A 15,388-nucleotide genomic window follows, 5' to 3' on the forward strand; every position below is an offset into this window, starting at 1 on the left:
ACGGGTTGGTTCCCTCCGCGTACCCCACGCGTACCCGCCTCGACGGCGCGTAGGCTGGATGGAGCCGTGCTCCCTGTATAGCCCCGAGAGGTGTCCCGTGTCCCCGCGTCGCAACCGACCGAAGGCAGCCGGATCGTCGGGCCGGAGCGCCGAGGACGACCCCGCCGGCCGGTACGGCGGCTGGCAGTCCACGGAGAGCTGGCAGGGCGAGGAGTGGAGCGTGCGCCATGTCGCCGGGGCCAGCGCGGAGGGCAAGACCTACCGCTGCCCGGGCTGCGACCAGCTGATCCCCTCGGGTGTCCCGCACGTGGTGGCCTGGCCGCAGTACGCGGGCGTCGACGACCGCCGGCACTGGCACAAGGCCTGCTGGAACGCGAAGGACCGCCGCACCACGCGGGTGCAGCGGTCCCGTAGCGCGCCGAGGTTCTGAGCCGTACGGCTACCGTCCCGGCTCTCACACGTCCCGGCTCTGGAGCAGCGCGTACGCCCCCGCGTACACCGCCGCCGTCACGCCGATCATGATCCACAGCGGGTCCCAGCCGGACGGGCCGGACTCGGTCAGGGGGTTGGTGTAGAAGACGCCGAGCTGGTTGGGGATCGAGTACTCGAAGAGCCACTGGCGCAGCTTGTCCAGCGACTCCGTCACCATGAACAGCGCGAGCACCAGCGGCGCGAGCAACACGCCGATCATGATGGTGATGGCGCCCGCCGAGTGCCGGATGACCGAGCCGATGAGCAGCGACAGCAGTCCGAGCAGCGCCATGTAGAGGCTGACGCCGACGGTGGCCTTGATCCAGTCGCCGCCGGTCGGGGTGCGGGCTCCGGTGCTCTCCAGCAGGGACGCCTGGACCACGGCCACGAAGCCGGAGGTGACCAGGGTGACGACGAAGGCGACGGCGAAGAACACGATCGACTTGGCGGCGAGCACCCGGGCCCGGCTGGGGCACGCGGTCATCGTCGTCCGGATCATGCCGGTGCCGTACTCCGACGCCGTGGTCAGCACGCCGAGCGTGATGACGCAGATGCTGCCGAGGAGCAGGCCGAAGAGGCCGAACGCCAGCGGGTTGTCGCCGCTCAGGCTCCCGGAGTCGGAGTTGGCCTCGACCAGCGTGCCGATCAGCAGGCCGATGCCGACGACGAGCAGCACGAACACGCCGAGCGTCCACATCGTGGAGCGCACCGACCTGATCTTCGTCCACTCGGAGGCCAGCGCGTGCCCGAGGTGGGTGCGCACGACCGGGATGGGCGAGGTGTAGCCGGGGTACGGCCCGCCGGGCGCCGCGTGCCAGTCAGGCGCGGCGGCCGGGGCCTGCGGCATGGGGGGCTGGTGGGTGCTCATCGGGCGTCCTCGGGCTGGGTCGGGTCGGCGGGGGCGGAGGCGGAGGCGGCGGCCGGGGGAGCCGCCGCGGGTGCCTGCTGCGGGGCGGAAGGGGCGGCGGGGGCGGCGGTGGCCTGCGGGGCGGCGGCGCTCGCCGGGGCCGCCGGCGTCGACTTGGCCAGGGCGGGCGGCTGGTCCTGCGGCGCCGGACCGGCGGAGGGAGCCTGCGGTGCCTGTCCGGCCCGCTGAGCCGGTGCCTGCGGCTGCCCCTGGGCGCTCGGCTGCGCGTACGGGTTGGCCGCCCCCGCCGCGCCACCGGGCGCCGTACCCGGTGCCGCGCCCGGAGCGCCGTATCCGGCCGCCGGGGCGCCGCCGTACGGGCCCGCCGGAGGCATCCCGAAGGGCTGGCCGCTCTGCTGGGGCGGTGGCGGGGCGTACCAGCCGGGCTGGCCCTGGCCCGGTACCGGCATGGGCGGCTGGACGCCGGGCGGCAGCGGCTGCTGGAGGCCCGCCTTCTGGTCGATGGTCGAGCGGTAGTCCACGGCGCCCTGCGTCATCCGCATGTACGCCTCCTCCAGCGAGGCCTGGTGCGGGGACAGCTCCCACAGCCGGACGCCCGACTCGTGCGCGAGGTCGCTGATCCGGGGCAGCGGCAGTCCGGTGACCCGGAGCGCGCCGTCCTGCTCGGGCAGCACGTGCCCGCCCGCCCCGGTGAGCGCGGAGGACAGCTTCTCGCGCAGCTGCGGCTCGGTGTCCGGCGTGCGGACGCGCGCGAAGTCGGCCGAGTTGGCCGAGATGAAGTCCTTCACGCTCATGTCGGCGAGCAGTTGTCCGCGCCCGATGACGATGAGGTGGTCGGCGGTCAGCGCCATCTCGCTCATCAGGTGGGAGGAGACGAAGACCGTACGGCCCTCGGCGGCGAGGGCCTTCATCAGGTTGCGGACCCAGAGGATGCCCTCGGGGTCGAGGCCGTTGACCGGCTCGTCGAAGAGCAGCACCTGCGGGTCGCCGAGCAGCGCGGCGGCGATGCCGAGGCGCTGGCCCATGCCGAGCGAGAAGCCCTTGGAGCGCTTTTTGGCCACATCCTGGAGGCCGACCACGCCGAGCACCTCGTCCACGCGCCGGGCCGGGATGCCGGAGAGCTGGGCCAGGCTCAGCAGGTGGTTGCGGGCGCTCCGGCCGCCGTGCACGGCCTTGGCGTCGAGCAGCGCGCCGACCTGCCGGGGGGCGTTGGGCAGCTTCCGGTACGGGTAGCCGCCGATGGTGACCGACCCGGACGTGGGGTTGTCCAGCCCGAGGATCATCCGCATCGTCGTGGACTTGCCCGAGCCGTTGGGCCCGAGGAAGCCGGTCACGGCTCCTGGCCGCACCTGGAAGGAAAGGTTGTACACGGCGGTCTTGTCGCCGTAGCGCTTGGTCAGGCCGACAGCCTCGATCATGCTCCGCACCCATCGAAAGGTTCAGGACAGCGGGGCACACGCCCCCGTAAGGGTTAGGAGCTTATCGAGGCGCTGACGGTTCCGCCCAAAAGAAAGTAAAGCCAGAGCACTACGGCGTGTGACGGCGGTGCCTACTGGGCGTCCCGGCGTTTGAGGAGGAGGTAGCCGCCCGCCAGCGCGGCGGCCACCCACAGCGCCATGATCCCGAGCCCGGCCCAGGGGCCGTACGGCGTGTCGTCGGCCACGCGCGGCACCACCCGCATGATCCGGCTGCCGGCCTGGTCGGGCAGGAAGCGGCCGATCTTCTTGGTCGCGGGGACGTTGCCGAGGATGTTGGAGATCAGGAAGAAGAACGGCATCAGGATGCCGAGGGACAGCATCGGCGAGCGCAGCATCGCGGCGACGCCCATGGAGAACATCGCGATCAGGGTCATGTACAGCCCGCCGCCGAAGACCGCGCGCAGCACGCCGGGATCGCCGATGGCGGTCCGGTGGGAGCCGAGCATGGCCTGGCCGAGGAAGAACGCGGCGAAGCTCGTCACCATGCCGACGGCGAGCGCGAGCGCGGCGGCCACCGCGACCTTGCCGAACAGGAAGGTGCCGCGCCGGGGCACGGCCGCCAGTGAGACCCGGATCATGCCGGTGCTGTACTCGGTGGAGACGACCAGCACCCCGAACACGATCATCGCGAGCTGGCCGAGGGTCATGCCCGCGAAACTGACGACCGTGGGATCGAAGGAGAGCCGCTCCCGCGCGGGCATGTTCGCGAACTGCCGGTTCGACAGCGCGGAGATCAGCGTCCCGAGGGCGACGGTGACCACCACGGCCAGCGACAGGGTCCACACCGTGGACGTCACCGACCGGATCTTGGTCCACTCGGACCGGATGACCTGTACGGCCGCCATGGTGTCAGGCCCCCTTCCAGCCGGCGCCCCAGTCCTGCGGGACGGGACCGGGACCGGCCTGCGCGTGGTACTCCACCGCTTGTGCCGTCAGCCGCATGAACGCCTCCTCCAGCGATGCCTGCCGCGGGCTCAGCTCGTGCAGCACGAGCCCGTACCGCGCGGCCAGCTCACCGATCTGCTCCGCCTTGCCGCCCTCCACCTCCAGCGCCCCGCCGCCCGCCGCCACGACGGTGATCCCGGCCTGGTGCAGCACGTCGAGCAGCCGCTCGCGCTGCGGGGAGCGGATCCGCACGTACGACCGCGAGTTCGTCCGGATGAAGTCGGCCATGGAGGTGTCCGCGAGCAGCCGCCCCTGCCCGATGACCACCAGGTGATCGGCCGTCAGCGCCATCTCGCTCATCAGATGGCTCGACACGAACACCGTCCGGCCCTCCGCGGCCAGCGACTTCATCAGGTTCCGGATCCAGTGGATGCCCTCCGGGTCGAGGCCGTTGACCGGCTCGTCGAACATCAGGATCCGCGGGTCCCCGAGCAGCGCGGCGGCGATCCCGAGGCGCTGCCCCATGCCGTACGAGAACCCCTTGGCCTTCTTCCGGGCCACGGCGGTCAGCCCGACCGTCTCCAGGACCTCCGCCACCCGGCGCTCCGGGATGCCGTTGCTCTGCGCGAGACACAGCAGGTGGTTCCAGGCGCTCCGGCCGCCGTGCACGGCCTTGGCGTCCAGCAGGGCGCCGATGTACGTCAGCGGGTCCTTGAGCCGGTCGTAGTGCGTGCCGTCGATCCGGACGTCGCCGGCGGTGGGGCGGTCGAGCCCGAGGATCATCCGCATGGTCGTGGACTTCCCGGCGCCGTTGGGCCCGAGGAACCCCGTCACGATGCCCGGCCGGACGGCGAAGGTGAGGTGGTCGACCGCCACCTTCTCGCCGTACCGCTTGGTCAGCCCGTCCAGCTCGATCATGCGGCCACGCTAAGACGGGCTCGGGGCGGCTGCCACTTGAGCGGGCGCGGTATGCTCCAGCCCCCTTCAACGGCGCGGGGGGCGCCGGGGGGCGGGACACGGTGGGGGAGACAGTGGTCCAGGACGGCAGACCGCGGGCGGAGTGGCGTGGAGCGCGGGCGGGGCTCGCGGTGGTGGCCGCCGGTGCGGCGGCCGGGCTCGCGGTGGAGTTCCACGTCCTGGGCTGGACGTCCGTCCCGGGCGGCTCCTGCGGCGGCCGGTACCGGCCCTGCCCGGACGGCACCACACCCACCCTCCTCCTGGCGTTCGCGCTGACCTTCACCGGCTACATCGCCCTGCTGCTCACCATCGGGAAGTTCACCGACCGGCGCCCCGGCAAGGTCCTGCCCGCCGTCCTCGCCGTCACCGGCGTGCTGCTCGCCCTGTGGCCCGGGTGGCAGGCGTACCTGTGGATGCGCGGACCGGTGCTCGACCTCGCCTGGCAGACCGAGAGGGACCGGCCGTCGAGCCTCCGGGCCGAGGGCGTGTGGACCGTGGGCGAGCACGGCTCGACCGTGGTCCGGGTGCGCGGCGACGCGCTGGTCGCCCACGACGCCCACGACGGCGACCGCCGCTGGACACTGCGGGCGCCGGTGCGCGAGTCGGTGTGCGGGATGAGCGAGGGCGTCGCCGACGGCGTCGGCCTGGTCGCCTTCGCCCGCTACGAGAAGCCCTGTGACACCGTGTGGGGCGTCGACACCCGCACCGGCCGCACGCTGTGGGAGCGGAAGATCGAGGGCGTCTCCGCGTTCACCTCCGGCAGCGACAGCCTGCTCGCGACCGACGGCGACGTGGCCCTCGCGCTCACCGACACCGGGGTGCGCGCGTACGGCCTCACCGACGGCCGCCCGCGCTGGACCACCGATCTGCGCGGGACGAAGGCCGGTGGGACATGCGCGCCGAACGTCGTCTCCGCGGCCGGCGGCACCGCCCGGGTCGTGGTCACCTGCGACACCCAGGAGAAGGGCGGCGGACGGGTGGTGACCCTGGACGACGCGACCGGCAGGCGGCGCGGCAGCCGGGCACTGCCCGTGGAGAGCCCCGTCGACACGGCCATGGTGCTCTCCGCCGAACCGTTCACCCTGCTGCTGGCGGAGCGCGACGAGCGCGGTGTCGCGGCCGTCCTCGCCTACCCCGACGGCGACGCCGACCCGGTGAGCGTCCCGCTCTCCACCGAGGACGAGGACCTGATGCTCCGCGAGGTCGGCGGCGACGACTTCAGGGCACGGCCCGCCCTGCCGGCGACGGTCATCGGGAACACCCTCGTCGTCGCCACCCAGAAGCCGGGCGGCTACGACGCCGACCACGTCTCGGCCTACTCCCTCGGCGACGGGCGGCGGCTGTGGCGCGCCGGGGTGGACGGGGTCGCCGCGCTGGTGTCCACCGCCCCCGACCGGGTCGCCGTACTCGGGCCGAACGGCCGGCTGCGGACCTTCGCCACCGCCGACGGGGACCGGATCGGCGAGGACGACGGCGTCATGGTCACCACCAACCGGTTGGCCGGACGCACCCAACTGCTGCGCGCGGACGGCACCTGGATCGTCGTCAACGGCGACGGCACGAAGGAACCGCCCCTGTACGGCCTGCGCTAGCGATGCCGAAGGGGCGGCGGGACCAGGTCCCACCGCCCCTCAAGGGTCGTACGACTACCCGGACCTACCGGGACTGCTGCGCCGGAACGCCCCGGGAGATCGGCTCGTCGTCGGTCGACGTGCCGGCCGCGGCCACCGCGGCACCGGTCAGCGTGGCGAGCATCTCGCGGACGTTCGTCAGCTGGGCGTTGATGCTGTCGCGGCGGTTGGTGAGCGCCGCCAGCTCGCGCTCGGATTCCGAACGGATCCGGTCGGCCTTGGCGTTGGCGTCGGCCACGATGTCCTCGGCCTGGCGCTGGGCGGTCTCCACCGTCTGGCGGGCGCGGCGCTCGGCGTCGGTGCGCAGCTTCTCCGCCTCCAGGCGAAGCTGCTCGGCCCGGTGCTCGATCTCGGCGAGGCGCTTCTCGGCCTTCTGCTGACGCGAGGCCAGGTCGCGCTCGGACTGCTCGCGTCGCTTGGCCAGGTTCGTCTCGAAGTCGGCGGCGGCCTGCGCGGCCTTGGCGCGGGTCTCCTCGAAGAGGGCGTCCGCCTCCTCGCGCTTGGACTGCGCGTCCTTCTGGGCCTCGGAACGGAGCTGGGACGCGTCGGACTTGGCCTTCTCGACGATCCGGACGCCCTCGTCCTCGGCCTTGGCCTTGCGCTCGGCCGCGTACGACTCGGCGTCGTTGCGGACCTGCTGGGCCGCCGACTCGGCGAGGTCGCGGTGCTGCTCGGCCGCGCGCCGGGCCTCCTCACGCAGCTCCTTGGCCTCTTCCTCGGCCAGGCGCAGGATCTTCTCGACCCGCGCGCCGAGACCCGCGTACGACGGCTCGGCGTCCGTGATCTGGGCCTGGGCGTTCTGCGTTTCGAGGTGCAGTTCCTCGATCCGCTTCTCCAGGGCGGTGATGCGGGCGAGAGCGCTGTCACGGTCGGAGACGAGCTTGGAGATACGTTCGTCCACCTGAGCGCGGTCGTATCCACGCCGCACAAGCTCGAAGCCGTAGGGGGAAGTGTCGCTCATGGGGTTCCTGTCGAATGAGACCGGTGAGTGAGGTGATAAGGGGAATCCTAGGGGCCGAAGCGGTGTGTCATCGAGCAGATACGGTTTTGATCCGGAGAATGGCACCCCATTTGGGTGGCTGACCGTCGGACGGCCTGCCGAAGGAGTCGGGCAAAGCCCCCAGGAGACACCCGAACGTACCTCGTACGCTAGCTGTCTGACGACTTGCCACCCGAACGGGGGGCACCGACCGTGGCGCCCGCCTTGACTCCGTTGTCCTTGCCGGCCGCCGGGGCCTCGAAGGACTCCAGCGCCTCCAGCACGTCCTGGACCCGGGAGATCTCGGCGTTGATGTCCTCGCGCCGGCGCACCAGGATCTCCAGCTCCCGCTTGCCCTCCTCGACCGTGCGCCGGGCCTCGCGGATCGCCTCCGCCTTCAGCTCCTCGGCCTCCTTGACGAGGCGAGCCTTCTTCTGCTCGGCCTCCTTGAGCAACCCCTCCGCCTTCTTGACCGCGGCGATCCGCACCTTGCCCGCCTCGGAGGAGGCGTCCGACACCAGCTCCTTGGCCTTCGCCTCGGCCTTCGCCAACTGCTCCTCGGCGGCCTTGATGAGCGCGTCGCAGCGGTCGCCGGTGGACTTCATCGTCTCGGCGGCCTCGCGACGGGCCCGCTCGTGCAGCTCCTCGATCTCGCCGGTGATGCGGTCGCGCAGCTCCTCCGCGCGCTGTCGGATCGCGGTGGCGTCCCGGCGGGCGCCGACCAGCAGCTCGTCCGCGTCCGTCCGGGCCTTCTCCACCAGGGAGTTGCCCTCGATGGTGGCCTCGGAGACGATCCGGTCGGCCTCGCTGCGGGCCGCGCCGACCATCGTGTCGGCCTGCGACTCGGCGTCCGCGGTGGCCTTCAGCGCCTGCTGCTGCGCCTCGGTGAGCAGCTTGTCGGCCTCGGCCGTGGTCTCCGTGATGAGCTTGTCGACCTGCTCGGCCGCCTCCGAACGCCGCTTGTTGGCGTCCTTGCGGGCCTCGTCCAGGGTCCGCTCGGCCTCCCGGCGCGCGGAGTTGACGAGCCGTTCGGCCTCCGCCCGCGCCTCCGCCTTCGCCCGCTCGGCCTCGGCCCGCAGCCGCTCCGCGTGCGTCTGCGCCGAACCGACGGTCTCGGCCGCCTCGGCCCGCAGCCGCTCGGCCTCGTCGGTCGCCTCCCCGAGCAACTGCTCGGCGCTCGCGACCGCCTCGGCACGGACCCGGTCCGCCTCGCTCAGCGCCTCCGTGCGCACCCGGTCCGCCTCGGCGAGCGTCTCGGTCTGGAGTCGTTCGGCCTCGTTGCGGGCCTCGGTGATGAGGGTGTCGGCCTGGGTGGCAGCGTCGGAGCGGATGCGGTTGGCGTCCTGGCGGGCGTCGGCGCGGGTGCGGGCCGCCGCCTCGGTGGCCTCGGTGAGTGTGTCCGCCGCCTCGGTGCGGATGCGCTGGGCTTCCGCGGCGGTCTCGGTCTGGAGTCGTTCGGCCTCGGCGAGCGTCTCGGTCTGGAGTCGTTCGGCCTCGTTGCGGGCCTCGGTGATGAGGGTGTCGGCCTGGGTGGCAGCGTCGGAGCGGATGCGGTTGGCGTCCTCGCGGGCGTCCGCACGGGTGCGGGCCGCCGCCTGGTCGGCCTCGGCCAGCGCGTCCGACGCCTCGGTGCGCACCCGCTGGGCGTACTCGCCCGCATCCGCGCGCAGCCGCTCGGCCTCCGCGATGGCCTCCGCCATCGTCCGCTCGGCCAGCGCCTTCGCGGCCTCGGACTCCTCGTTCGCCTCGCGCCGGATCCGGGAGGCGTCCTCGCTCGCCCGCTCCCGCTCGGCGTAGGCATCGCTGCGGACCCGGTCCGCCTCCTCCTCGGCCTCCCGGCGGGTACGGTCCGCCGCGTGCTCGGCGGCCGAGCGCAGCCCGGCGATCTCCTCCTGCGCCTGCTCGTGCAGCCCGGCGACGGAGTCCCGCACCTGCTGCGCGTGCTGCTCGGCGGCGGCGACCATCTCGGTGGCGCGCCGGTCGGCCTCCTCCACCAGGCGGGTGGCCTCGGCCTGCGCCTCCTCCACGCGCTTGCGCGCCGAGGCCAGCAGCTCCTCGCTCTGCTCGCGGGCCCGCTGCCGCTCCTGGTCGGCCTCCTCGCGCGCGGCGCCGAGGAGTTCCTCGGCCTCGCGGCGGCGCCGGGCGGCCTCCTCCTGCGCGGCGGCCAGCGTCTCGGACGCCTCGGCGCCGAGACGCTCGGCGGCGGCCTGCGCCTCCGCGCGCACCCGGTCGGCGGAGTCCTGCGCCTCCGCCTTCAGCCGCTCGGCCTCGGCGGCGGCCTCGGACCGCAGCCGTACGGCGATGGCCTCGCCCTCGGCGCGGGAGGCGGACGCGTCGGACGCGGCCTCGTTCCGCAGCCGGTCGGCCTCGGCCTCGGCCTGCTGCTGGAGCGTACGGATCCGCTCGGCGGACTCCGCGCGCAGCCGCTCGGTCTCCTCGGCGGCCTCCCGGCGGATCCGGGCCGCCTCGGCGCGAGCGTCCGCCAGCGCCTGCTCGGCCGACGCCAGCCGCTCCTGCGCCTCGGTCTGGAGCCGGCTCAACTCCTCGGCGGCCTCGGCACGGCGGGACTCGACGGCCTTCTCGGTCTCCTCGCGCAGCTCCCGCGCGGCCTTCTCGGCGTCCGACCGGACCGTCTCGGCCTGCTCGGCGGACTCGGCGCGCAGCCGCTCGGCCTCCTTGCGGGTGCGCTCCAGGGTCTCCTCGGCCTGCCGGCGCAGACCGGTGGCCCGCTCGATGGCCTCGGTGCGGACCTTCTCGCTGTCGGCGGTCGCGGTCTGCCGCAGCTCGTCGGCGTCCGCCTTGGCCTTGGCCAGCAGCTCCTCGGCGGACTTGGCCGCCTCCTCGATCTGCGCCACCGCCTCCCGGCGGGCCTCGGCGCGGATCGACTCACCCTCGGCGACCGCGTCGGCGCGCAGCTGCTCGGCCTCGCCGCGCAGCCGGCGGGCCTCCTCCTGGAGCTCGACCGTCTTGGCGCGGTACTCCTTGGTGTCGTCCTTCGCCGCGCCCTTGAGCTGCTCGGCGATGTCGTGCGCCTCGGCGCGCAGCCGGTCCGCCTCGGCCTCGGCCTCCGAGCGGATCCGCTCGGCCTCCTCGGCGGCGGCCCGGGTGGTCTTCTGGGCGTCCTCGGACGCCTTGTTGAGGACGTCCTCGGCGGTCTTGGCCGCCTTGGACAGCTGGGTGGCCGTCTCCTCGGCGGTGATCGAGCGGGCCTTCTCGGCGGCCTCGGCGACGATCTTCTCGGCCTCGGCGCGGGCGTCCGCGACCAGCTGCTCGGCCTCGGACTTGGTCTGCTCGGCCTCCTTGGTGGCCTCCTCGACCAGCCGGGCGACCTGCTCCTTGGCGGTGCGCGTCCGCGTCTCGTTGGCGGACTCGGCGGTGGCGAGGGCCTTGGCGGCGGCCTCCTTCGCCTCCGTGACCACCTTCTCGGCCTCGGCCTGCGCCTTGCGCAGCGCCTCCTCGGCCGCCGTCATCCGCTCCTCGGCGGCCCGGCTCAGCTCGGCGGCCTGCCGGCGCGCCGCGTCCGACTCGGTGACCGTGGCCGTCCGTAGCTGCTCGGCGTGCTCGGTGGCCTCCTGCGCCTGCGTGGAGGCCGCGTTCAGCAGCCGCTCGGCGTCCGCGCGGGCCCGGCGCAGGATCTGCTCGGCCTCCGCGCGCGCCGACTCGGCCTCGCTCTGGAGCCGCTCCCGGGCCTCCCGGGTCAGCCGTTCGGCCTCCGCGCGGGCGGCGGCCATCGCCTGCTCGGCCTCCGCGCGAGACTCCTCCAGCAGCCGGCGGGCCTGCTGCTCGGTGCGGGCGCGCAGCTGCTCGGCCCAGGCCACGTTCTCGTTGACGTGCGACTCGACGGTGGCCCTGCGCTCGGCCAGCTCCTGGTCGAGCTGCTGGCGCCGGTTCACCGCCTCCTGGTGCAGCTCGGCCTGGAGCCGCGCCGCCTGCTCGGCGTGCTCCTGAAGGATGCGCTGGGTCTGCGCACGGGCCTGGCTCAGCTCGCGCTCGGCGTCCTGGCGCAGCTGCTCGGCCTGCATCTGGGCGTTGCGGAGCAACTGTTCGGCCTGGTACCCGATGTCACCCGCGTCGTAGGCGGGCCGGGTCATGAGGGTGCGCCGCGCCTCGTGCAGCTTGGCGCGCAGCACCTCGACCTGGTAGCCGAGGTCCTCGGCGTGCTGGATCGCCTTCTCGCGCTCGGTCCTCAGCCGCTTCATCTCGGCCTCGAACCGAGAGAGGTGGTCGACGTCAGCCGCCGGCTCTCGCTCCTGGCTCTCGTAGCCCCGCACTGCGCGGTCCCATCCGTCCCCTGGTCAGCTTCTCCAACGAGCTCCGTCCATCCGCCGAACGGGGCCCCCGGGGAATGGTGTCAGACAGACGGCGGAGCACGGGCTGCTGCCCCGACGCTCGTCCCCCGAAACCCGGACCCCGGCATGCGGCCGTCCCCGTTTCGGAGACGACCGCCCCCAACCCTACCGGCCCTTATGTACGCGGGTCAGTGCTCAGGTGACTCAACAGGGGCCGAAGTGACCAGTTCTGTCAGAACGCCATGGCAATCCTTGGGGTGCAGGAAGGTGATCCGCGACCCCATGGAACCGCGTCGTGGCTCGTCGTACAGCACCCGGACGCCCTTTCCGCGGATGTCCGCGGCGTCCGCGTCGACGTCCGCCGTACCGAAGGCGATGTGGTGGACGCCCTCCCCGTTCTTCGCGAGCCACTTGGCGACCGTGGAGTCCTCGCGGACCGGTTCGAGGAGCTGGAGGTAGGAGGCGCCGCCGTCCGAGGTGCCGTTGATCCTGAGCATGGCCTCCCGCACGCCCTGCTCCTCGTTGACCTCGGTGTGGAACACCTCGAAGCCGTACGTGGCCCGGTAGAACTCGACGGTCGCGTCGAGGTCGTGGCAGGCGATCCCGATGTGGTCGATTCGCGTCAGCATGGATTCAGTGCAGCGCTCCCCGGGTGGTTACGCAACGTGCGCGCGATCACACCGGCGGGCCGGTGACGCCGTGTCCAACCGCTCAGTACATTCGAAGTAAACCCTCGTTCACTCCTCGGCTGTGTGCAGCTGGAAGGGGATCGCACCTCATGTCTTCTGGATCTTCTGGAACGACCAGCTCGGTGATCGTCGCGGGCGCCCGGACGCCCATGGGGCGGCTGCTGGGCTCGCTGAAGTCCTTCTCCGGAGCCGACCTGGGCGGCTTCGCGATCAAGGCCGCCCTCGACCGTGCGGGGATCGGCGGCGACCAGGTGCAGTACGTGATCATGGGCCAGGTCCTCCAGGCCGGCGCCGGCCAGATCCCGGCCCGCCAGGCCGCCGTCAAGGCCGGCATCCCGATGAACGTCCCGGCGCTCACCGTCAACAAGGTGTGCCTCTCCGGCCTCGACGCCATCGCCCTCGCCGACCAGCTGATCCGCGCGGGTGAATTCGACATCATCGTGGCGGGCGGCCAGGAGTCCATGACCAACGCCCCGCACCTGCTGCCCAAGTCCCGCGAAGGGTACAAGTACGGCGCGGTGCAGATGCTCGACGCGATGGCCTACGACGGCCTGACCGACCCGTGGGAGAACATTCCGATGGGCGAGTCCACCGAGAAGCACAACACCCGCCTCGGCATCAAGCGCCCCGAGCAGGACGAGATCGCCGCCCTGTCCCACCAGCGGGCCGCCGCCGCCCAGAAGAACGGCCTGTTCGAGGCCGAGATCACCCCGGTGGAGATCCCGCAGCGCAAGGGCGAGCCGGTGCTGTTCAGCAAGGACGAGGGCATCCGCGGCGACACCACCGCCGAGTCCCTGGCCAAGCTGCGCCCGGCCTTCGCCAAGGACGGCACGATCACCGCCGGCTCCTCCTCGCAGATCTCGGACGGTGCGGCGGCCGTGGTCGTGATGAGCAAGGCCAAGGCCGAGGAGCTGGGCCTGACCTGGCTCGCCGAGATCGGCGCACACGGCAATGTGGCCGGCCCGGACAACTCGCTCCAGTCCCAGCCGTCGAACGCCATCCAGCACGCCCTGAAGAAGGAGGGCCTGGAGGTCTCCGACCTGGACCTCATCGAGATCAACGAGGCCTTCGCCGCCGTCGCCGTGCAGTCAATGAAGGACCTCGGCGTTTCCACGGAAAAGGTGAACGTCAACGGTGGCGCGATCGCGCTGGGTCACCCGATCGGCATGTCCGGCGCCCGGCTCGTGCTCCACTTGGCGCTGGAGCTCAAGCGGCGCGGCGGCGGCATCGGCGCGGCGGCGCTGTGCGGCGGCGGTGGCCAGGGTGACGCGCTGATCGTGCGGGTACCGAAGGCCTGAGAGACCGCAGGTCTGATTCCGGTACGTCAGGTCTGATTCCCGGTACGTCGGTGAAGTGAACGGAGCTGTGATGCAGGACGTCTCCTCTCTGGTGGCCCAGGCCAGGGAAGGCCGGCCGCGGGCCGTGGCCCGGCTGATCTCCCTCGTGGAGGGGGCGTCCCCGCAGCTGAGGGAGGTCATGGCGGCACTGGCCCCGCTGACCGGCAACGCGTACGTGGTCGGTCTGACGGGCTCGCCGGGTGTCGGCAAGTCCACCTCCACCTCCGCGCTCGTCACCGCGTACCGCAAGCAGGGCAAGCGGGTCGGCGTCCTGGCCGTCGACCCCTCCTCGCCGTTCTCCGGCGGCGCGCTGCTCGGCGACCGGGTCCGGATGTCGGAGCACGCCTCCGACCCCGGCGTCTACATCCGCTCCATGGCGACCCGCGGCCACCTCGGCGGCCTGGCCTGGGCGGCCCCGCAGGCCATCCGGGTGCTGGACGCGGCCGGCTGCGACGTGATCCTGGTCGAGACGGTCGGTGTGGGCCAGTCGGAGGTGGAGATCGCCTCCCAGGCGGACACCAGCGTGGTCCTCCTGGCCCCCGGCATGGGCGACGGCATCCAGGCGGCGAAGGCCGGAATCCTGGAGATCGGCGACGTGTACGTCGTCAACAAGGCCGACCGGGACGGCGCCGACGCCACCGCCCGCGAACTGAACCACATGCTGGGCCTCGGCGAGGCCCGGGGCCCCGGCGACTGGCGCCCGCCGATCGTGAAGACGGTCGCGGCGCGCGCGGAGGGCGTCGACGAGGTCGTGGAGGCCCTGGAGAAGCACCGGGCCTGGATGGAGGAGCGCGGGATCCTCGCCGAGCGCCGGAAGGCCCGCGCGGCCCGCGAGGTGGAGACCATCGCGGTGACGGCCCTGCGCGAACGCATCGGCGACCTGCACGGCGACCGCCGCCTGAGCGCCCTCGCCGAACGCATCGTCACCGGCGAACTGGACCCGTACCGCGCGGCGGACGAACTCGTCGCGGGGCTGACGGAGGGCTGACCGCGGCGGCGGATCGGTGTCGGCGGGTCGGACGCCTCTGGCCTCTGGTGCGGGGGCGGGGTACGTGCGGGGCAAACCCCTCTGGTGCGGGGGACGGGTATGCGCTGGGCGGGCCGGACGGTGAGCCGAAGGCGCCGAGCGGATCGTCGCCGGCGGGCCGGACCCCCGGTGCCGTGCGGCGGACGGGGTGGTTATGGGCTGGGGGCCGCGGGTGGATCGTTGCCGGCGGGCCGGATGCCTTCGGTGCGGGGGACGAGCTGAGGGCGGGCGGCGAGGTGAGCGCTGTGACGGGATGGGTGTCGCGGGGCTGGACTCCTCCCGTACGGCGGATGAGCTGTTCGGAGGGCTGACCGCGGGCGGAGGGTCGCGAGTGGACCGTCGTCGGTGCACTGGGCGGGCTTGTAACGCGTCGGTGCACTGGACGCCGGTGCCGCGCGGCGGACGAGGTGGTCGTGGGGCTGGCGGAGGGCTGCGGCGCGTGAGTGGACGGTCGTCGGCGGGCCGGACCCCGGTGCTGTGTGGCGGACGGGGTGGTTGTGGGCTGAGGGCGCGTGCGGATCGTTGCCGGCGGGCTGGACCTCGGTGCTGTGCGGCGGACTCGGTGGTGGTGGGACTGAGGGCGCGTGTGGACCCTTGCCGACGGGTCGGACGCCCGACCGTGCGGCGGATGCGCTGGTCGTGGGTTTGGCCGATTGCTGAGGGTCGTCGGTGCGGTGATCGTGCTGCTACCTTGACCCGCATGTTCCTCTCCTTGGCGTAGAGCGCACCCGGGATCGCGCCGTCGGACTGACGGCCGCCGCGCCCTTCGGTGCCCCT

At 72.9% G+C, this 15,388-nt stretch carries 11 protein-coding genes; 4 read left to right on the plus strand and 7 right to left on the minus strand.

What is annotated here, in order from left to right:
• Nucleotides 1-97: 97 nt before the first annotated feature.
• The gene (locus IE294_RS31540; RefSeq protein ID WP_189891716.1) at nucleotides 98-430 is read left to right on the plus strand and encodes an Rv1322 family protein; all 333 of its coding nucleotides are present in this window, start codon (nucleotides 98-100) and stop codon (nucleotides 428-430) included.
• A gap of 24 nt (nucleotides 431-454) precedes the next feature.
• Here IE294_RS31540 and IE294_RS31545 read toward each other — a convergent pair whose 3' ends face one another.
• The 4 genes from IE294_RS31545 to IE294_RS31560 form a co-directional block, all read right to left on the minus strand.
• Entirely contained in the window at nucleotides 455-1,339 is an 885-nt protein-coding gene (locus IE294_RS31545) for an ABC transporter permease (protein WP_189891717.1), read from the minus strand.
• On the minus strand, nucleotides 1,336-2,757 hold the full coding sequence (locus IE294_RS31550; protein WP_189891719.1) for an ABC transporter ATP-binding protein: 1,422 nt from the start codon (nucleotides 2,755-2,757) through the stop codon (nucleotides 1,336-1,338). Before IE294_RS31550 ends, IE294_RS31545 begins: the two co-directional genes overlap by 4 nt.
• A gap of 131 nt (nucleotides 2,758-2,888) precedes the next feature.
• Nucleotides 2,889-3,662, minus strand: coding sequence for an ABC transporter permease (locus IE294_RS31555; protein WP_189891721.1), 774 nt, complete (start codon nucleotides 3,660-3,662; stop codon nucleotides 2,889-2,891).
• Nucleotides 3,663-3,666: 4 nt separating this feature from the next.
• On the minus strand, nucleotides 3,667-4,620 hold the full coding sequence (locus tag IE294_RS31560; protein WP_189891723.1) for an ABC transporter ATP-binding protein: 954 nt from the start codon (nucleotides 4,618-4,620) through the stop codon (nucleotides 3,667-3,669).
• Nucleotides 4,621-4,721: 101 nt separating this feature from the next.
• Between IE294_RS31560 and IE294_RS31565 the strand changes: the two genes are divergently transcribed.
• Nucleotides 4,722-6,251 carry an outer membrane protein assembly factor BamB family protein gene (locus IE294_RS31565; protein WP_229917447.1) on the plus strand — a complete coding sequence of 510 codons (1,530 nt, stop codon included), beginning with the start codon at nucleotides 4,722-4,724 and terminating at the stop codon, nucleotides 6,249-6,251.
• 64 nt (nucleotides 6,252-6,315) lie between these two features.
• Here IE294_RS31565 and IE294_RS31570 read toward each other — a convergent pair whose 3' ends face one another.
• The 3 genes from IE294_RS31570 to mce all read right to left on the minus strand — a co-directional run bounded on the left by IE294_RS31570 (nucleotide 6,316) and on the right by mce (nucleotide 12,187).
• Nucleotides 6,316-7,251 carry a coiled-coil domain-containing protein gene (locus tag IE294_RS31570; RefSeq protein WP_189891725.1) on the minus strand — a complete coding sequence of 312 codons (936 nt, stop codon included), beginning with the start codon at nucleotides 7,249-7,251 and terminating at the stop codon, nucleotides 6,316-6,318.
• 188 nt (nucleotides 7,252-7,439) lie between these two features.
• Nucleotides 7,440-11,540 carry a polarized growth protein Scy gene (gene scy / locus IE294_RS31575; protein WP_189891727.1) on the minus strand — a complete coding sequence of 1,367 codons (4,101 nt, stop codon included), beginning with the start codon at nucleotides 11,538-11,540 and terminating at the stop codon, nucleotides 7,440-7,442.
• A 206-nt stretch (nucleotides 11,541-11,746) separates the two neighbouring features.
• Nucleotides 11,747-12,187 carry a methylmalonyl-CoA epimerase gene (gene mce, locus IE294_RS31585; RefSeq protein WP_189891729.1) on the minus strand — a complete coding sequence of 147 codons (441 nt, stop codon included), beginning with the start codon at nucleotides 12,185-12,187 and terminating at the stop codon, nucleotides 11,747-11,749.
• A gap of 149 nt (nucleotides 12,188-12,336) precedes the next feature.
• Between mce and IE294_RS31590 the strand changes: the two genes are divergently transcribed.
• Together IE294_RS31590 and meaB are read left to right on the plus strand one after the other, a co-directional pair.
• Nucleotides 12,337-13,545 carry an acetyl-CoA C-acetyltransferase gene (locus IE294_RS31590; protein WP_189891731.1) on the plus strand — a complete coding sequence of 403 codons (1,209 nt, stop codon included), beginning with the start codon at nucleotides 12,337-12,339 and terminating at the stop codon, nucleotides 13,543-13,545.
• A gap of 70 nt (nucleotides 13,546-13,615) precedes the next feature.
• Nucleotides 13,616-14,572 (plus strand): methylmalonyl Co-A mutase-associated GTPase MeaB, encoded by a 957-nt coding sequence (meaB, locus tag IE294_RS31595; RefSeq protein WP_189891732.1) that lies wholly within the window; start codon nucleotides 13,616-13,618, stop codon nucleotides 14,570-14,572.
• Nucleotides 14,573-15,388: the final 816 nt, after the last annotated feature.

This window comes from Streptomyces canarius, assembly GCF_014650735.1.
GTDB lineage: Bacteria > Actinomycetota > Actinomycetes > Streptomycetales > Streptomycetaceae > Streptomyces > Streptomyces olivaceoviridis.

Coding starts and splice junctions, on each gene's coding strand:
- IE294_RS31545 (WP_189891717.1), bottom strand. CDS start 1,339: ATGAGCACCCACCAGCCCCCCATGCCGCAGGCCCCGGCCGCCGCGCCT.
- IE294_RS31550 (WP_189891719.1), bottom strand. CDS start 2,757: ATGATCGAGGCTGTCGGCCTGACCAAGCGCTACGGCGACAAGACCGCC.
- IE294_RS31555 (WP_189891721.1), bottom strand. CDS start 3,662: ATGGCGGCCGTACAGGTCATCCGGTCCGAGTGGACCAAGATCCGGTCG.
- IE294_RS31560 (WP_189891723.1), bottom strand. CDS start 4,620: ATGATCGAGCTGGACGGGCTGACCAAGCGGTACGGCGAGAAGGTGGCG.
- IE294_RS31570 (WP_189891725.1), bottom strand. CDS start 7,251: ATGAGCGACACTTCCCCCTACGGCTTCGAGCTTGTGCGGCGTGGATAC.
- mce (WP_189891729.1), bottom strand. CDS start 12,187: ATGCTGACGCGAATCGACCACATCGGGATCGCCTGCCACGACCTCGAC.
- IE294_RS31590 (WP_189891731.1), top strand. CDS start 12,337: ATGTCTTCTGGATCTTCTGGAACGACCAGCTCGGTGATCGTCGCGGGC.
- meaB (WP_189891732.1), top strand. CDS start 13,616: ATGCAGGACGTCTCCTCTCTGGTGGCCCAGGCCAGGGAAGGCCGGCCG.